Genomic DNA, 13,478 nt, shown 5'->3' on the forward strand with positions numbered 1-13,478 from the left:
AGCGGTCGGTCGGCCAACCTTGTCGAGGAACCGACTGCTCGGAAGGGCCGGTGCAGTTCGGACAGACGAAGTGTAGGACAGCGGCGGCGAGCCTCGACAGCCTACCGGGTAGAATTCGACTGGCCGCAGGGCTCAGACGCCAGAGCGCCGGAAGGGACGCAGACATCCTGGTTGAACGGGCCCCCTTAGGTTGAGTGCCGGCACTTTTCATCCCGGGTCTGCTTGCCCTAGAGTGAGGATCGTCGGTCCGGAGCTTTCATGTGCAATGACTATGAGCAACACGTCGCTTGGGCTGAATATTGCCGGATGATGGCGTCGTTGGCGCTTAAAATCTCGACACGCCAATCCGAACTCGATTTGCCACAGGCGGATGATATCCTCATCAATGATCCCGCGCCGATGGTCCGCGCCGCAGGCGACACTATGGAATTGGCCTCGATGACGTTCGGATTTCCGCCGAGCGGTCCAAAGGGCGGGCCTGTGTTCAATTTCCGTTCTGAAGGGCGGCAATTCGGCAATTGCAAACGCTGCCTGATTCCGGCGTCAGCGTTCTTCGAATTCACGGGCACGAAATATCCGAAGGCGAAGCATAGGTTCACGCTCAACGGCTCTCGATTCATGGCCGTTGCTGGGGCTGTGGCGCGAAGGGACCGGCAATAAGCCACCCACGTTCACGATGCTGACGACCGGCCCCGGCCCAGATCCGCGCCTTACCACAATCGCCAGGTCGTGGTGCTTCAGCCTGAGAATTGGGCGGCCTGGATTAATTTGACGAAGCCCGAGGCGGAGCTTTTGCGGCCGCTTCCGGCGAGATCGCTCTCGGCGGAAACCGTGCGTCCAGAAAGCTCGTGATGCTCGGTCCGGTGGTGCCATCTACTCCATGTCTGGAACATCGCCGCTCACGAATAGTGTCGTAGGTGGACCATCGCCAAGCGCCGGGTCTGCATCGCGGCTCCATGCGATGACTCCCACATGTTGCCCTGCTAGCGCCTTGGCCGTTCTCACAGCGCGATCCTCGCTCTGCTGGTCAGTCGGGCCATAGGCCGTGAATAATTCTCCGTCCTCGGCGCGGTCGAACGCGACGACAACGATGAGCTTTGGCTTCTTCTGGGAGGACAAAAGTCGGACATTCAGTGCGCCTTGTCCGAATGGAGATGCATTTCGATCTTGTTGAGCGCTTTGGTTAGGACGTCCACCGCCTGGAGATTGATGGCGAAGTCGAACGTACCTTGCGCCGTCTCAAATATCAGAACACCGACCTTAGCTTCATCGTCGACCAACATGCCCATCCCAATGCCTGTCGGCATGTACGGCGGTTTATCTGGCATGGTCTTTCTCCTTCAAAGGTACCGGTCGCCATCGCCGCGGTGGGCCAGGCAGAACCAGTGCGATGTTTGTCGCGGCCGGGGCGAACCCGAATGGTGCGCCATTGCCTAGCCGGCGTGCTCACAGACATGGTTTTCGATACGCGCGCGACCGCGCGGCGCTACCGTCACGCCTTCGCAAGCCTGATTGGTTCGTCCCTCATCAATCTACCAATTCAAGGAACAGATAGTTTTCCGGCACGGCGTCGGCTGGCCGGTCGGCACAGCACGCGGCGATTGCGGCTTTGTTTGCATCCATCCAAAAGCTCGCTGCGCGGTCCTCGTCCGCGGTTGGCTCGCTGCGTTCCGGGAAGCTGGCGTCATACCAACCCTCCAGCGCAAACATACCATCGGCAGGCCGCTCGGCAGAAATTCCCGTCGCGACAAAAACAGCGTCCGCAGCGCTGATGCCGCGCTGCTGTTCTGCCGGCGAGGCGCCTTTTATTTCCAAGCGGAGCTTCATAGCTCGCCTCCTGTGGCCATCTGGCCAACAGTGAACGAAATGAGAACAAAGAGTCAAGAGCCCCTTGACTGGAGAGGAATATGTTCCTCATTTCCCCATATGCCCGAGCAACCCGAACGATGGCACAAAGGCGCGCCGTGGACCCTGATGCATGCTCACACCGCTGGTCAGGTCGCGCTTATTCGCTGTCGGCACTGCAATATCAAGCGGTACTTCAAGCCCGCCGAGCTGAGAGAGATCTACGGCAACGTGCCGGTCGAAGCGCTGCGAGGCAAGATGACATGCCAGAAGTGCCGCATGAGCGAAAGCATTGACGCGGAATTGCTCCACCTCGTCGGTGAGGAGGCGGTCAAAATTCGCTTTCGGCGCTTGGTTGGAATCAAATTCGTGCGCCGCGTGGTCTGGCGAGATGAATAGGCACTCGCGTGAGCACGTGAGATTTGAGCGCTCACATCCGCACTATCTGCAAGATCGTGCGAGGCATTCCAATTTCGCCACGGGTTTTTCGGGCATGATGGCAATCAATCGCCGAGCCTCGGTTTCAGTGCAGACGAGCGTTGGCGTCGAGCGGCACGTCTAAGCCGGGCACCAGTTAGCATAGTCGTTAGAGCCGCGACCGCCCCGCGACGTCTGGGAGGTCGCCGAAATCAATCGCTCCGGTGACTTTGCCATGTTGAAGAGGTTTGGTGCTGCACACGCTCAAGCCGTGGCAAAACGACCTCGATCACCTGTGACGTCCGTGGCCGGATAGAGTAGGTGCGCAGGCCACCAACTCTCCTGGATAAAGTCCTGTCGCGGCGAGCACACCGATAGCGGTCTCTTCGACTGGTGTTTCTGGTCTGAAGGACGGCTTCGCCTCGGTCGCCTGTGACGCAACGGCACGTCGCGACTTTCTTCCCCTGCCGGCTGCGCCGTCATTCCTCGCGCAACAACAAAGTCGCTCCCGTACCGTCCTCCGCTTCGCTTCGGCCCCTGGTGCGCCGGCGATCGCCTTCCGCCTTGCGACCACCATCGAGACCGCAATGGTGCGGCTCGAAGCAGACAGGATCAAGGAGAATTACCATGGCTACCATCGGCACCTTCAAGAAGTCCGGCAACAACGAGTTCACTGGAGAAATCGTCACCCTCAGCGTCCAGGCCCGCGGCGTTCGCATCGTCCCCGAAACCCGCGCCAACGGCGAAAACGCCCCCAGCCACCGCGTCTTCGTCGGCCGCGCCGATATCGGCGCCGCCTGGTCCAAGCAGTCCAACGAAGGCCGCGACTATCTGGGCCTGAAGCTTGACGATCCGAGCTTCACCACCCCGATCTTCGCCAACCTCTTCAATGACGAGGACGGCGAGGGCTACAGCCTGATCTGGTCTCGCCCGAGCCGCCGCAACGCAGACTAGGGACGCCGATCAGAAGTTCCGCCCGGACCATCCGGGCGGAACCTCACCTGACGAAAAGCTGCTGAGGCCCAACGGCGGCGATGCCGGGATAGCATCGTGTGATGCTCGCAAAGCGGCCTCCGTAGCCACCGTGACATCTGTAAGAATTGTTTTTTCGTCTCGCCGTGGGGGAACACAATATGATTGAGCCGTTTGACGACACCGCGCCAACGGGCGACGAACTCACCGACTATGATCGCCGCCATATCAAGCTCTACATGCGCTTGTTTGACGCCGACGCCGACGGCGCCGATTGGCGCGAGGTGGTCAAGATCCTCTTCGGGATCGATCCGAAAGAGGAGCCGCGGCGGGCCCGACAGGTTCACGACAGCCATCTGGCGCGGGCGCGCTGGATGACCAGAACCGGCTACCGCCATCTCCTGCGCAAGACCGACACCTAGGGAACACCGACACCTAGGAAACATTGTCGCCCGGTGATGCCGAAAAAGCATCACGCGATGCCCATCCGTGGTCTTCCGCCAATCGCTATCACCCGGAATCGATTCGGGCACAACTTGCAGCCTGATGAGAACGCACGATGAAGCCGGATACGTCTCGTTGGCGGGATAACACCAGCTACGACTTCTTCGACAGCTTACCAGTCGAAGGATTGGCCTGGGAATGCCTGCGCCGTTGGAATTCATATCAGCGCCTCTACGCCACGCTCGCCCGTTCGGGAGCGGAGACGCAACCTTTTCCAACGGAAGCGCAGAAATGCTGGGGGTTGCGATTTCGCCGCCCGCCCCGACCTGTCCGCATTGATGCAAGACGTTCTGTGGTCGCCTCTTGCCGACCCCGCAGTGCTGGCCCTCGTGCCGTCACCCGATTTTCTGTCATCCGACCCTTCCACGGCGCTCGCCGGGATCAGTGCTCACCGCGACAGTCCGCAGGGGTCGCACGCCGTCCATGACAGCGGCATCGCAACACAGCTTCTCCTCTTTCCGGGCGGCGAAGCGAGTTGTTCCCGCGCAGCCTTGATCCCGCTGGATTCCGAGACCTTGGGGCGGGTCGAGGCTCTGGTCCGTTTCTGGCGCGGCTATAGCAAGCGGCCGGTGCCGCCCGATACGCGAATGACTGTTCAGCAGAGGCGCCGTCTGCGCTTGATGATGCGGGCCGCCGACGGTCGCGCGAACGGCGCCAGCTATCGGGAAATTGCGACCGCTTTCTATGGGGCGGGGCGTGTTGCCTCCAGCCCCTGGAAGACCTCGCCCCTTCGCAACACCGTGATCGGTCTGGTCAAGGGCGGAAGAGCCATGGTCGCCGGCGGCTATCTGCAATTGCTGCGCCATCGCAAGCGCTCCTAGGCCTCCCGGGGATGGGAATATTGCACCCCCCAATCTTCCCCATCCCCTGCGAAGCCGTCTTGCCGCCACAGTGGTCGCTGCCCGCCGCTGAGCACCAGCGGTTCTCAAAACCCCCTCGGAGGCTCGATACATGCGACCAGATCTAGCCGTTTTGCCGCCGCGCTTTCTGCGCACCAAGGAAGCTGCCGAGTTCCTCAGCCTGTCGTCCCGCACGCTCGAGAAACACCGTACCTACGGCACCGGTCCTGGCTATCGCAAACTTGGCGGCCGTGTCGTCTACGCCGTGGACGATCTCCAGGCCTGGGCTGAGCGCGGCGCAGTGACCTCCACTTCGGACCCGCGCGGCTCTGTCCTTCCGGCCAAGCGCCACCCGCCAGCGGCGCTGACGTCGGCCGGACGGTATGGGCGCTGAACTGAGCCCCGCGCGAAGGCGCCGTGGGTCCGCCACGTCGACATCGCTTCAGCACTCCATCACGCGGCCTTCTTTCCCGCCAAATCAGGAGACAACCAATGGGTACCGTCGTTGACTTCCGTTCAGGCCGATCGGTGATCGGAGCGATGGACGGTGATGGCTTGACCCACGTCGAATTGACATGGGTTGAGAAGAAGATCGAGTACTGGATCCGCTTCGGTTCGGTCGCCCAGGAGAAGATTCTCGACCGCCACCGGCGCATTGTCTCGTTTCGTCCTGGCACCACCTTTGCCTTCGTTCGCTGGGCCGCGAACGACTTCGGTACGATCATTTCCCGCATCGACATCGTGCGCGCTGTTGCCGAAGGCGAGGCACACCAGACGCTGCCTTTCGTGCGACCTGGCGGCGACATCCTGCTCAGGTCTGAGGGCTGGCCCAGGGTGGAGCGGGTGTTGCAGATAATCGATGGCATCGAGCAACTCGGCATCGATCCGGAAGCGGTCTCGGCTGATCACTGGCGGCATGTCCACAACCGATTGACGGCGGGACAGGAGCCACGCGCCTATACGTTGGATCTTCACCGCGCCCACTTGCTCCGGCGGCGGGTCCAGCCATGACGCGGCCCGCAATTGTCCTCGCGACGGTGCTGGCGACGACGGCCATGCTCTGTCCCGCGTTCACCGCGGTGTCGCCAAGGCTCATCTGGAATGCTTCAGCCAGCACGCCAATTGGCCTGTACCTGATCGACGGCGGCGTGCCGTTTTCGGCGAACGATCTCGTTGCCGTTGAGCCGCCCGACCCAATCGCAACATTGCTTGCCGACCGCGGCTATCTGCCGAAGCGCGTGCCGCTCATCAAGCACATCCTTGCGGTCTCAGGCCAAACCGTGTGCCGCAAAGAGCTGGTCATTTCAGTTGATGGCACTGACGTCGGTATGGCGCTCAAACACGATCGCAACGGTCGCGACCTGCCGGATTGGCAGGGCTGCTGGCACATTCCCGCCGACGCCGTTTTCCTGATGAACAGCCACGTCCGTGACAGCTTCGACGGACGCTATTTCGGCCTCCTTCCCACCGACCACATCATCGGCCGTGCGGTTCCGCTGTGGACGGACGAGCAGGGCGGTGGCCACTTCCAATGGCGTGCGCCAGCGCGGTGAGCGCGCCACCGGCGGCGCCCTCGGTGCCGTCTGATCGTCACCGCGGACATCAAAGACAGGAGACAGGAAATGCCACAGATCGGTGAGTTCATCAGCCATCAAACCGGGTATTCGGGGCGAATCCGCACGCTCAGTCTCAACCTCGAGGTTGCGATCGTCGCGGCCGAAGCGAACGAGACAGACAATGCGCCCGACTACCGTGTGCACGCAGGTGGCGAAGACGGCACCGCGATCGGCGTCGGTTGGAAACACTCCAGCGAAAAGGCGGGAGACTTCATATCGCTGCAGATAGACGACCCGACTTTCGCGCAGCCGATCCGCGCCTATCTGTTCCAAAACGGCGCTGACAAAAAGTCCTGGGCTTTGCAGTGGTCGCGTCTGCGTGATCGCGCCGAGAAGGACTAGGCGATGTTGGCGCGCTGTCGGCCGACGAGCCAGTTGGGAACGCCTGCATTGCATCGCGTTATCCGACGTTCAGCTCTGCTAGTGATTGTCGGGCTCTGCTTTTCGTGCGTCGTTCCCGCGACTGCACCGGCGCAGAGCCCGCCGGTCGCCACGTCGACGGCGTGCGGTCGCTACGAGACCCACATAGCGGGGGCGGCGCGCCGCTTCCGCCTTCCACCGGCCTGGATCCGTGCCGTGCTTGGCGCCGAGAGCGCCGGCGATCAACGCGCCACATCGCGCAAGGGTGCCATGGGTCTGATGCAGATTGTGCCCGACACCTGGGCTGACCTGCGCGCGCGGTATCGCCTTGGCCGTGATCCCTACGACCCGCACGACAACATCATCGCGGGCTCGGCCTATATCCGCGAGTTGGTTGATCGCTACGGATCGCCCGGCTGGATTGCTGCGTATAATGCCGGCCCAGGACGCTACGAGGCGTCGCTGCAGGGCAGGCGGCTGCCTCGGGAGACGAGCGCCTACGTAGCCGTCGTTGCATCCGCTATCGGCAACGACGGCGCACGGAAAGCTTCCAGTCCGGCAGCCATAGCGCAGCACGGCTGGAAGAATGCTCCGCTCTTCGCCGCGCAGCCTGTCAGCAAGCCGGAGGATGGTTCGATGCAGCTGGAGCGTTCCCGCAATAATCCTTTGAAGGCTGTGCCTACAGAAGGATTGGCCGACGCCAGGCCGCGAGCGGCCGGTCTGTTCGCGCCGCAAGCGAGCGAAAGGTCCGCGCCGTGAGCTTCCTGAACGCGCTTCGCACCATTTCGTGCTCCAGCATGCCATGGCGTGCGGGGAGGGGAGATGCAGGCAACACGACCGAGGGATGGCTAGATAAAAGCCCGCACATTGTGCGTCGGCCGGTCGGTTGTTTTTTGGGGATTTTCAGGTGCCATGCGCACATTGCGGCCGTTCGGCGCAATGTGCGTCGAACGCCCAAGACCTTGTATCCTCATCCTCTTTTCTACGTTGCAGGATGGCGTTATGCCCGATGAGCGCGAGCTTCGCATTCGACCAGGGCGCATTCGTTCCAACCGCGGTCAAGCTGTGCGGCCGTTCATCGCACAGGCACTGGCGGCGGCGAAGAAGGCCGGCGGAAGCATCTCCCGCAGCGGTCAAATCAGTCCTGGCAGTCGATCCCGCTTCGGCCGAGGCCGGATCGCCAACGTCCAGGCCAACCGTTTGCTGACCGGCCGCTCGCGCGTGACGGTCATCAAGACCCGGGTGGTTCGTCACTCCGCGCGCTCCGTGCCGCTGACCGCACACCTCAGCTACTTGCGGCGCGAGGGTGTGACCCGTGATGGGGAAGGGGCCCGCATGTTCGGCTCCGGAACCGATAATGCGGACGTCAAGAGTTTCGCCGAGCGCTGCGATGGCGATCGCCATCATTTCCGCTTCATCGTCTCGCCGGAAGACGCCATCGATATGGCTGATCTCAAGTCCTTCACCCGTGACCTGATGAGCCAGATGGAGAAGGATCTCGGCTCGAGGCTCGATTGGGTCGCGGCAGACCACTGGAACACGGACAATCCCCATATCCATGTCATCTTGCGTGGCCGCGCCGATGACGGGCAGGATCTGGTAATCTCACGCGACTATATCAAGGAAGGCATGCGTGCGCGCGCTGCCGATCTCGTTACGCAGGAACTCGGGCCGCGTTCCGATCTCGACATCCGCCGCAATTTGCAGCGGCAGATCGAAGCCGAACGCTGGACCCAGCTTGACCGGCAGCTGCTCCGCGACCTTTCCCACACTGGCTTCATCGATCTTGCCCCATATGCTCATAGGCCGCCCGACGAGTACCACGTGCAGAAGATCGGCCGCCTGCGCAAGCTCCAAGCCCTTGGACTTGCCGATCAGCTCGCGCCAGGCCAATGGGTGATTGACGATCGGGCCGAGACGACTTTGCGTGAGCTCGGCGAGCGCGGCGACATCATAAAGCGAATGCATCGCGCGTTGACCGAGCGCGGGATCGAGCGTGGTTCGGGCAATTATGTTTTGGCCGCCGAAAGCCTCGATACACCCATTGTCGGTCGGCTGCTCGATCGCGGTCTCGACGACGAGTTGAGCGGCACTGCTTATGCCGTGGTCGACGCTGTCGACGGACGCACGCATCACATCAGACTTGGCGGTCTGGAGGCAACTGGCGACGGCCCGCCAGGGTCGATCGTCGAATTGCGCCGCTTCGAAGATGCGGGCGGCCGGCGTCGTGTCGCGCTCGCCGTTCGCTCCGATCTTGGTGTGCATGAGCAGATCACGGCAGCGGGAGCGACCTGGCTCGACCGGCAGGCCATCGCGCGCGCGCCTGCCGCCTTGAGCGTCGGCGGCTTCGGTGCCGAGGTTCGTCAGGCTATGGAACAGCGAGCCGATCATCTGGTCGGCGAAGGCCTTGCGCAGCGTCTAGGTGGGCGAGTTGTTTTCACCAGCAACCTGATCGAGACGCTACGGCGCCGCGAACTCGAACGGGTTGGTGAGAGGCTCGCGGCCGAGGCTGGGCGGCCCTTCAACCGTGCCGCCAGCGGCGACCATGTCACCGGAACATACCGCCAGCGCTTCGCGCTCGCCTCTGGTCGCTTTGCCATGCTCGACGACGGCCTCGGCTTTCAGCTGGTGCCTTGGTCACCCTCGCTCGAAAGACATCTTGGCCGGCATGTCTCCGGTGTCGCCCGCGGTGACGGCGGCATCGACTGGAGCTTTGCTCGCAAACGCGGGCTCGGTCTCTGACAACACGAGAAAGGACCTCCATGTCCGCGACGAAGATACTCTGGGGCCAGATACTCAGTGTCTTGCTGATCGTCCTGATGACGATCTGGATGGCGACGCAATGGACGGCATGGCGCCTTGGCTTCCAGGCGCAGTTGGGCCCGGCCTGGTTCGAGCTCGCCGGCTTGCCCGTCTACTATCCGCCAGCGTTGTTCTGGTGGTGGTATTTTTACGACGCCTACGCCCCGGACATCTTCGTCGAAGGTGGATTGATCGCAGTGTCCGGCGGCTTCCTCTCGATCATTGTTGCGATCGGCATGTCTGTGTGGCGTGCACGCGAAGCCAAGAACGTCCAGACCTATGGGTCGGCGCGATGGGCCGAAAGGAGGGAGGTGGAGGCTGCCGGGTTGCTCGGTGCCGAAGGTGTCGTGCTCGGGCGCCACGATCGCCACTACCTGCGCCATGACGGGCCCGAGCACGTGCTGTGCTTCGCTCCGACCCGGTCTGGCAAGGGGATCGGCCTGGTGGTGCCTTCGCTGCTAACCTGGCCGGGCTCGGCGATCGTCCATGACATCAAGGGTGAGAACTGGCAGCTCACCGCCGGCTTTCGCGCTCTGCATGGTCGCGTGCTGCTCTTCGATCCGACCAATTCGAGATCGTCGGCTTACAATCCACTGCTGGAAGTCCGTCGCGGCGAATGGGAGGTTCGCGACGTCCAGAACATTGCCGACATTCTCGTCGACCCGGAAGGCAGCCTGGAAAAGCGGAACCATTGGGAAAAGACCAGTCACGCGCTGCTTGTGGGTGCGATCCTCCACGTCCTCTATGCCGGGAAGGACAAGACGTTGGCCGGCGTTGCGGCCTTCCTCTCCGATCCAAGGCGCCCGATCGAGTCGACGCTTTCGGCAATGATGAAAACCGCGCATCTCGGTGAAACCGGCCCGCATCCGGTCATCGCCAGTGCTGCGCGCGAGCTGCTCAACAAATCCGATAACGAACGGTCGGGCGTGCTGTCCACCGCAATGTCCTTCCTCGGCCTCTATCGCGATCCCGTCGTCGCCGAGGTGACGCGGCGCTGCGACTGGCGGATCGGCGACATCGTCGGCGGCAAACGGCCGGCGACGCTCTACCTGGTCGTGCCACCGTCCGACATCAATCGGACCAAACCACTCATTCGCCTTATCCTGAACCAGATCGGACGTCGCCTGACCGAGGACCTGCACACAAAGACCAGCCGCCACCGATTGCTGCTGATGCTGGATGAGTTTCCAGCGCTCGGCCGCCTCGACTTCTTCGAGAGCGCCTTGGCCTTCATGGCTGGCTATGGGCTAAAGAGCTTCCTGATCGCGCAGTCCTTGAACCAGATCGAAAAGGCTTACGGGCCAAACAATTCGATCCTCGACAATTGTCATGTGCGCGTGAGCTTTGCCACAAACGATGAAAGGACTGCCAAACGTGTGTCCGACGCGCTCGGTACGGCAACCGAGATGCGGGCAATGAAGAACTATGCCGGCCACCGGCTGTCGCCCTGGCTCGGACATCTCATGGTGTCGCGGCAAGAGACAGCTCGTCAGTTGCTCACCCCTGGCGAGGTCATGCAGCTTCCACCAAGCGACGAGATCGTGATGGTAGCGGGTGTGCTGCCGATCCGGGCGAAGAAGGCGCGCTACTATGAGGATGTTCGCTTCCAGGAGCGCGTCCTGCCGCCACCTGAACTGGTCCGTTCAGAAGGGGGGCATCTTGATGATTGGAGCCTGCTGCCGGTCCTGGCCGGCCACGAGGCCGCCGCTCCCCCAGGCTCGCCGCGACAGGACGAAGAAGATCCGACTGGATCAGAGCAGCGCCAACAACCCGAACTCAATCGCGCGCCGCCAGTCGAGAAGACGGCCTCGATCGAGAACGAGTTCGAGATCGACCCGGTCGATGATGGCGACGATGATGCCGTCGGCAATCGACGCCTGGCCCGCCTCGTAGAGGGCGTGGCGCGGCAGGTTTCCCTGGACCCCGATGATGGCATGGAGTTGTAGCCCCCATGACCGGCCGCAAGAAGAAAGTGCAGATCTCCGTCTATCTCGATCCGCCCGTCATGACGATGCTTCAGGACTATGCGGCGCGACGCGATCAATCCCAGTCCATGATAGCCGAAGCCGCGATCGCCTCGTTCCTGTCGCCCGATGCCGATGAGCGTCGCGAGGCCGCGATCGCCAAGCGCCTGGATCAGGTCGATCGTCGTCTGGCCAGGCAGGAACGCGATATAGGCATCGCGGTTGAGACCTTGGCCGTGTTCGTCCGCTTTTGGTTGGCGACCACACCGGCTTTGCCCGAGCCCGCGGCACAGGCGGCGCGTGCCAAGGCGGCTGAACGCTACGAAGCCTTCGTCACCGCCCTGGGCCGGCGGCTGGCAAAGGGACCGAAACTGCGGCAGGAGATTTCGGAGGATGTCAATCCGATGGACGAGAGCGGAATACGATAAAGGCCGAAGGCGATCTTCGCCATGCTGATGGTGATGATTGGCAGCGAGACGATAGCGATGCGGGCGGATGATGATGATGCCGATGATGATCAGCAGACCATGATCAATTTGCGTCGGCGAGAAGACTTGCGCGCTTGCCTATAGCCAACATGACTGAGTCGACGACCTGCTCGGGAAAGCCAGGTTGCAATGAGGAGATCACGATATCGGCCTGCTTCTCCACGTTTGCAGCAATCTGTTCGAAAATTCCGCGTATGACAGGTGTACCCACGCCGGCAATGTCCGCGGTCTGCATGAAGTGGCGGGGCATGATCTCATGGACCGAATAATGCCGGCTCTTGCCGACTGACATCGCCAGCTTGAATTTTTTTCGAGGGATCTGTCCGGCATCAAAGCTGGGCTGTGCGGTCAGTACGTCATAGAGGGGCGTCATACGGAACCGCCCGCCAGGGCTGAGAAAGATACTGAAATTCTTGGCGTGGCCATCGGTAGCGCCAATCAGCCAGAACAAAACGCTGGCGCGCATGAATACGGTGATGTCTTCTTCGGGCGTGTCACTGCCCTTCAGAAGCCCGACAATCTCAGGGATGCCGGGGCCGCCTTCGGATTGATACTTGCGTGTGGGTGGCACCGACAGCGCCTGACAGATGTCCTCTTGCGGCAGGCGCAAAAGGCGGCCATCGCGAGCCCACAGCCGGTCGAAACGCTCGACGATCAGCGTGGGTCGTCCCCCGAAATTAGCGATCTCTGCCTGAGCGGCGGGAACGCCGAAGGCCTGGAGCAGCTTGAGGCACAGATACTCGTTCTCAACGCTATGGGAGAGGTCGATACCGTTCGGCAGCTGGCCGATCTGTGGTTTCAGAATATGGGTGGTCGCGGCCGTTCCGATCGGCTTGAACCAGCCCCCATCCTTGCGCAGCAGCGCGGTTTTTTCCTGGGCGCCCGCAATCGAGATGCGGAAATCCTCGTCCTCGCCGAGACCGAGAGGAGCAGTGGCAAGGTTTTCAATTATCCCGGTGATGTCCTCGTTGGAGACTGGCTTGCCGTCGATGCTGCCTGGAATGCCGGGATCGATGCCGTCAGGCAGGAACTGCAGCGCGCCGACGCAATCATGGCCGACGGCGGCGAGCATGCTGTAGGCGTCCGTGCCATCAGCGCCGACGCGTTCGGCAACACGCTTGCGGATGGCGTCATTGTCGGGAAGCAGGTTGTCGAAAACGTTGATCACCGGCGCGCCGATATAGCGATCCTCCCGCAAAGGAAGCGAGAGTGAGACCGGGAAGGTGCCGCGCCAGTCCAGCCATTCGCGGGCGTATTGGAAGTCTATCGCGCCCGTCGATGCTCTGCGCAAAACGCCCACCAGGCGCCCGTTCAGCAAGACATTCAGTGGCGCGTGGGCCGGTCGCCGCGCCATCAGAACAGGTCCTCGACGTCAGCGGCGCTGCCTTTGCTGCGCGTGCGAACGACGAGCTCAAGGCCGAGAGCAGAGAGTGCCGCCATCACTGTACGAAGCTGCACAGCCGGCTCTCCGGCTTCAAGGCGCGATACCGTGCCCTGGCGCAAGTGGATCTGTTCGCCAAGCGCCCCTTGCGTGAGGCCGGCCTGCTTGCGGGCGCGACGCAGGATGGCTCCGAGTTGTTTTTCGTTGCGGGCGATCTGATCGGTCATGGTACGCCTCCAGCCGTCAATATACGGGCTCGCGTATATTCGGTCAATATACGCGAGCCCGTA

At 62.1% G+C, this 13,478-nt stretch carries 18 protein-coding genes and 1 pseudogene; 14 read left to right on the top strand and 5 right to left on the bottom strand.

Features of this window, described 5'->3' with window-relative positions:
• The first annotated feature begins 258 nt into the window (after positions 1–258).
• A pseudogene (locus FJ941_RS19360) lies at positions 259–852 on the top strand (SOS response-associated peptidase).
• Between the two features lie 21 nt (positions 853–873).
• Here FJ941_RS19360 and FJ941_RS29475 read toward each other — a convergent pair.
• The 3 genes from FJ941_RS29475 to FJ941_RS19375 form a co-directional block, all read right to left on the bottom strand.
• Positions 874–1,134, bottom strand: a complete 261-nt coding sequence (locus FJ941_RS29475; protein WP_246673894.1) for a hypothetical protein — start codon at positions 1,132–1,134, stop codon at positions 874–876.
• Positions 1,131–1,328, bottom strand: coding sequence for a hypothetical protein (locus FJ941_RS19370; RefSeq protein WP_140508043.1), 198 nt, complete (start codon positions 1,326–1,328; stop codon positions 1,131–1,133). Before FJ941_RS19370 ends, FJ941_RS29475 begins: the two co-directional genes overlap by 4 nt.
• 199 nt (positions 1,329–1,527) lie before the next feature.
• The gene (locus FJ941_RS19375) at positions 1,528–1,827 is read right to left on the bottom strand and encodes a hypothetical protein (RefSeq protein ID WP_140508045.1); all 300 of its coding nucleotides are present in this window, start codon (positions 1,825–1,827) and stop codon (positions 1,528–1,530) included.
• Positions 1,828–1,926: 99 nt separating this feature from the next.
• On the opposite strand from FJ941_RS19375, the gene FJ941_RS19380 reads away from it, so the two are divergent.
• From FJ941_RS19380 to FJ941_RS19440, 13 genes are all read left to right on the top strand, one after another.
• A complete protein-coding gene (locus FJ941_RS19380) occupies positions 1,927–2,244 on the top strand; it encodes a hypothetical protein (RefSeq protein ID WP_140508046.1) in 318 nt (105 codons plus the stop codon).
• Between the two features lie 645 nt (positions 2,245–2,889).
• Positions 2,890–3,216, top strand: a complete 327-nt coding sequence (locus tag FJ941_RS19385; RefSeq protein WP_140508048.1) for a DUF736 domain-containing protein — start codon at positions 2,890–2,892, stop codon at positions 3,214–3,216.
• 179 nt (positions 3,217–3,395) lie between these two features.
• Positions 3,396–3,656 (top strand): DUF2285 domain-containing protein, encoded by a 261-nt coding sequence (locus FJ941_RS19390; protein ID WP_140508050.1) that lies wholly within the window; start codon positions 3,396–3,398, stop codon positions 3,654–3,656.
• Positions 3,657–3,793: 137 nt separating this feature from the next.
• Entirely contained in the window at positions 3,794–4,165 is a 372-nt protein-coding gene (locus FJ941_RS29480; protein WP_246673887.1) for a DUF6499 domain-containing protein, read from the top strand.
• Positions 4,068–4,559, top strand: a complete 492-nt coding sequence (locus FJ941_RS19400; RefSeq protein WP_348640753.1) for a DUF2285 domain-containing protein — start codon at positions 4,068–4,070, stop codon at positions 4,557–4,559. Before FJ941_RS29480 ends, FJ941_RS19400 begins: the two co-directional genes overlap by 98 nt.
• Before the next feature lie 130 nt (positions 4,560–4,689).
• A complete protein-coding gene (locus FJ941_RS19405) occupies positions 4,690–4,971 on the top strand; it encodes a helix-turn-helix domain-containing protein (protein ID WP_140508054.1) in 282 nt (93 codons plus the stop codon).
• Positions 4,972–5,069: 98 nt separating this feature from the next.
• A complete protein-coding gene (locus FJ941_RS19410; RefSeq protein WP_140508056.1) occupies positions 5,070–5,588 on the top strand; it encodes a DUF2840 domain-containing protein in 519 nt (172 codons plus the stop codon).
• Entirely contained in the window at positions 5,585–6,130 is a 546-nt protein-coding gene (locus FJ941_RS19415) for a S26 family signal peptidase (RefSeq protein ID WP_140508058.1), read from the top strand. Before FJ941_RS19410 ends, FJ941_RS19415 begins: the two co-directional genes overlap by 4 nt.
• Before the next feature lie 69 nt (positions 6,131–6,199).
• A complete protein-coding gene (locus FJ941_RS19420; RefSeq protein WP_140508059.1) occupies positions 6,200–6,535 on the top strand; it encodes a DUF736 domain-containing protein in 336 nt (111 codons plus the stop codon).
• 3 nt (positions 6,536–6,538) lie between these two features.
• A complete protein-coding gene (locus FJ941_RS19425) occupies positions 6,539–7,312 on the top strand; it encodes a lytic transglycosylase domain-containing protein (protein WP_140508061.1) in 774 nt (257 codons plus the stop codon).
• 243 nt (positions 7,313–7,555) lie between these two features.
• On the top strand, positions 7,556–9,295 hold the full coding sequence (locus FJ941_RS19430) for a VirD2 family relaxase/mobilization nuclease (protein WP_140508063.1): 1,740 nt from the start codon (positions 7,556–7,558) through the stop codon (positions 9,293–9,295).
• Positions 9,296–9,315: 20 nt separating this feature from the next.
• Complete coding sequence (locus tag FJ941_RS19435; protein ID WP_140508064.1) at positions 9,316–11,301, top strand: conjugal transfer protein TraG; 1,986 nt, start codon at positions 9,316–9,318, stop codon at positions 11,299–11,301.
• A 5-nt stretch (positions 11,302–11,306) separates the two neighbouring features.
• On the top strand, positions 11,307–11,747 hold the full coding sequence (locus FJ941_RS19440; RefSeq protein WP_140508066.1) for a CopG family transcriptional regulator: 441 nt from the start codon (positions 11,307–11,309) through the stop codon (positions 11,745–11,747).
• A gap of 103 nt (positions 11,748–11,850) precedes the next feature.
• Here FJ941_RS19440 and FJ941_RS19445 read toward each other — a convergent pair whose 3' ends face one another.
• Together FJ941_RS19445 and FJ941_RS19450 are read right to left on the bottom strand one after the other, a co-directional pair.
• Complete coding sequence (locus FJ941_RS19445; protein ID WP_140508068.1) at positions 11,851–13,161, bottom strand: type II toxin-antitoxin system HipA family toxin; 1,311 nt, start codon at positions 13,159–13,161, stop codon at positions 11,851–11,853.
• Positions 13,161–13,415: a helix-turn-helix domain-containing protein gene (locus tag FJ941_RS19450; protein WP_140508070.1), complete on the bottom strand. Its 255-nt coding sequence runs from the start codon at positions 13,413–13,415 to the stop codon at positions 13,161–13,163. The genes FJ941_RS19445 and FJ941_RS19450 overlap by 1 nt, the downstream gene beginning before the upstream one ends.
• Positions 13,416–13,478: the final 63 nt, after the last annotated feature.

Source organism: Mesorhizobium sp. B2-3-13 (assembly GCF_006442195.1).
In the GTDB taxonomy this organism is placed as follows: domain Bacteria; phylum Pseudomonadota; class Alphaproteobacteria; order Rhizobiales; family Rhizobiaceae; genus Mesorhizobium; species Mesorhizobium salmacidum.

Bases quoted from the DNA above. Each gene is read 5' to 3' on its own strand.
- FJ941_RS19370 (WP_140508043.1), bottom strand. From the start codon at position 1,328: ATGCCAGATAAACCGCCGTACATGCCGACAGGCATTGGGATGGGCATG.
- FJ941_RS19375 (WP_140508045.1), bottom strand. From the start codon at position 1,827: ATGAAGCTCCGCTTGGAAATAAAAGGCGCCTCGCCGGCAGAACAGCAG.
- FJ941_RS19380 (WP_140508046.1), top strand. From the start codon at position 1,927: ATGCCCGAGCAACCCGAACGATGGCACAAAGGCGCGCCGTGGACCCTG.
- FJ941_RS19385 (WP_140508048.1), top strand. From the start codon at position 2,890: ATGGCTACCATCGGCACCTTCAAGAAGTCCGGCAACAACGAGTTCACT.
- FJ941_RS19390 (WP_140508050.1), top strand. From the start codon at position 3,396: ATGATTGAGCCGTTTGACGACACCGCGCCAACGGGCGACGAACTCACC.
- FJ941_RS29480 (WP_246673887.1), top strand. From the start codon at position 3,794: ATGAAGCCGGATACGTCTCGTTGGCGGGATAACACCAGCTACGACTTC.
- FJ941_RS19405 (WP_140508054.1), top strand. From the start codon at position 4,690: ATGCGACCAGATCTAGCCGTTTTGCCGCCGCGCTTTCTGCGCACCAAG.
- FJ941_RS19410 (WP_140508056.1), top strand. From the start codon at position 5,070: ATGGGTACCGTCGTTGACTTCCGTTCAGGCCGATCGGTGATCGGAGCG.
- FJ941_RS19415 (WP_140508058.1), top strand. From the start codon at position 5,585: ATGACGCGGCCCGCAATTGTCCTCGCGACGGTGCTGGCGACGACGGCC.
- FJ941_RS19420 (WP_140508059.1), top strand. From the start codon at position 6,200: ATGCCACAGATCGGTGAGTTCATCAGCCATCAAACCGGGTATTCGGGG.
- FJ941_RS19425 (WP_140508061.1), top strand. From the start codon at position 6,539: ATGTTGGCGCGCTGTCGGCCGACGAGCCAGTTGGGAACGCCTGCATTG.
- FJ941_RS19430 (WP_140508063.1), top strand. From the start codon at position 7,556: ATGCCCGATGAGCGCGAGCTTCGCATTCGACCAGGGCGCATTCGTTCC.
- FJ941_RS19435 (WP_140508064.1), top strand. From the start codon at position 9,316: ATGTCCGCGACGAAGATACTCTGGGGCCAGATACTCAGTGTCTTGCTG.
- FJ941_RS19440 (WP_140508066.1), top strand. From the start codon at position 11,307: ATGACCGGCCGCAAGAAGAAAGTGCAGATCTCCGTCTATCTCGATCCG.
- FJ941_RS19445 (WP_140508068.1), bottom strand. From the start codon at position 13,161: ATGGCGCGGCGACCGGCCCACGCGCCACTGAATGTCTTGCTGAACGGG.
- FJ941_RS19450 (WP_140508070.1), bottom strand. From the start codon at position 13,415: ATGACCGATCAGATCGCCCGCAACGAAAAACAACTCGGAGCCATCCTG.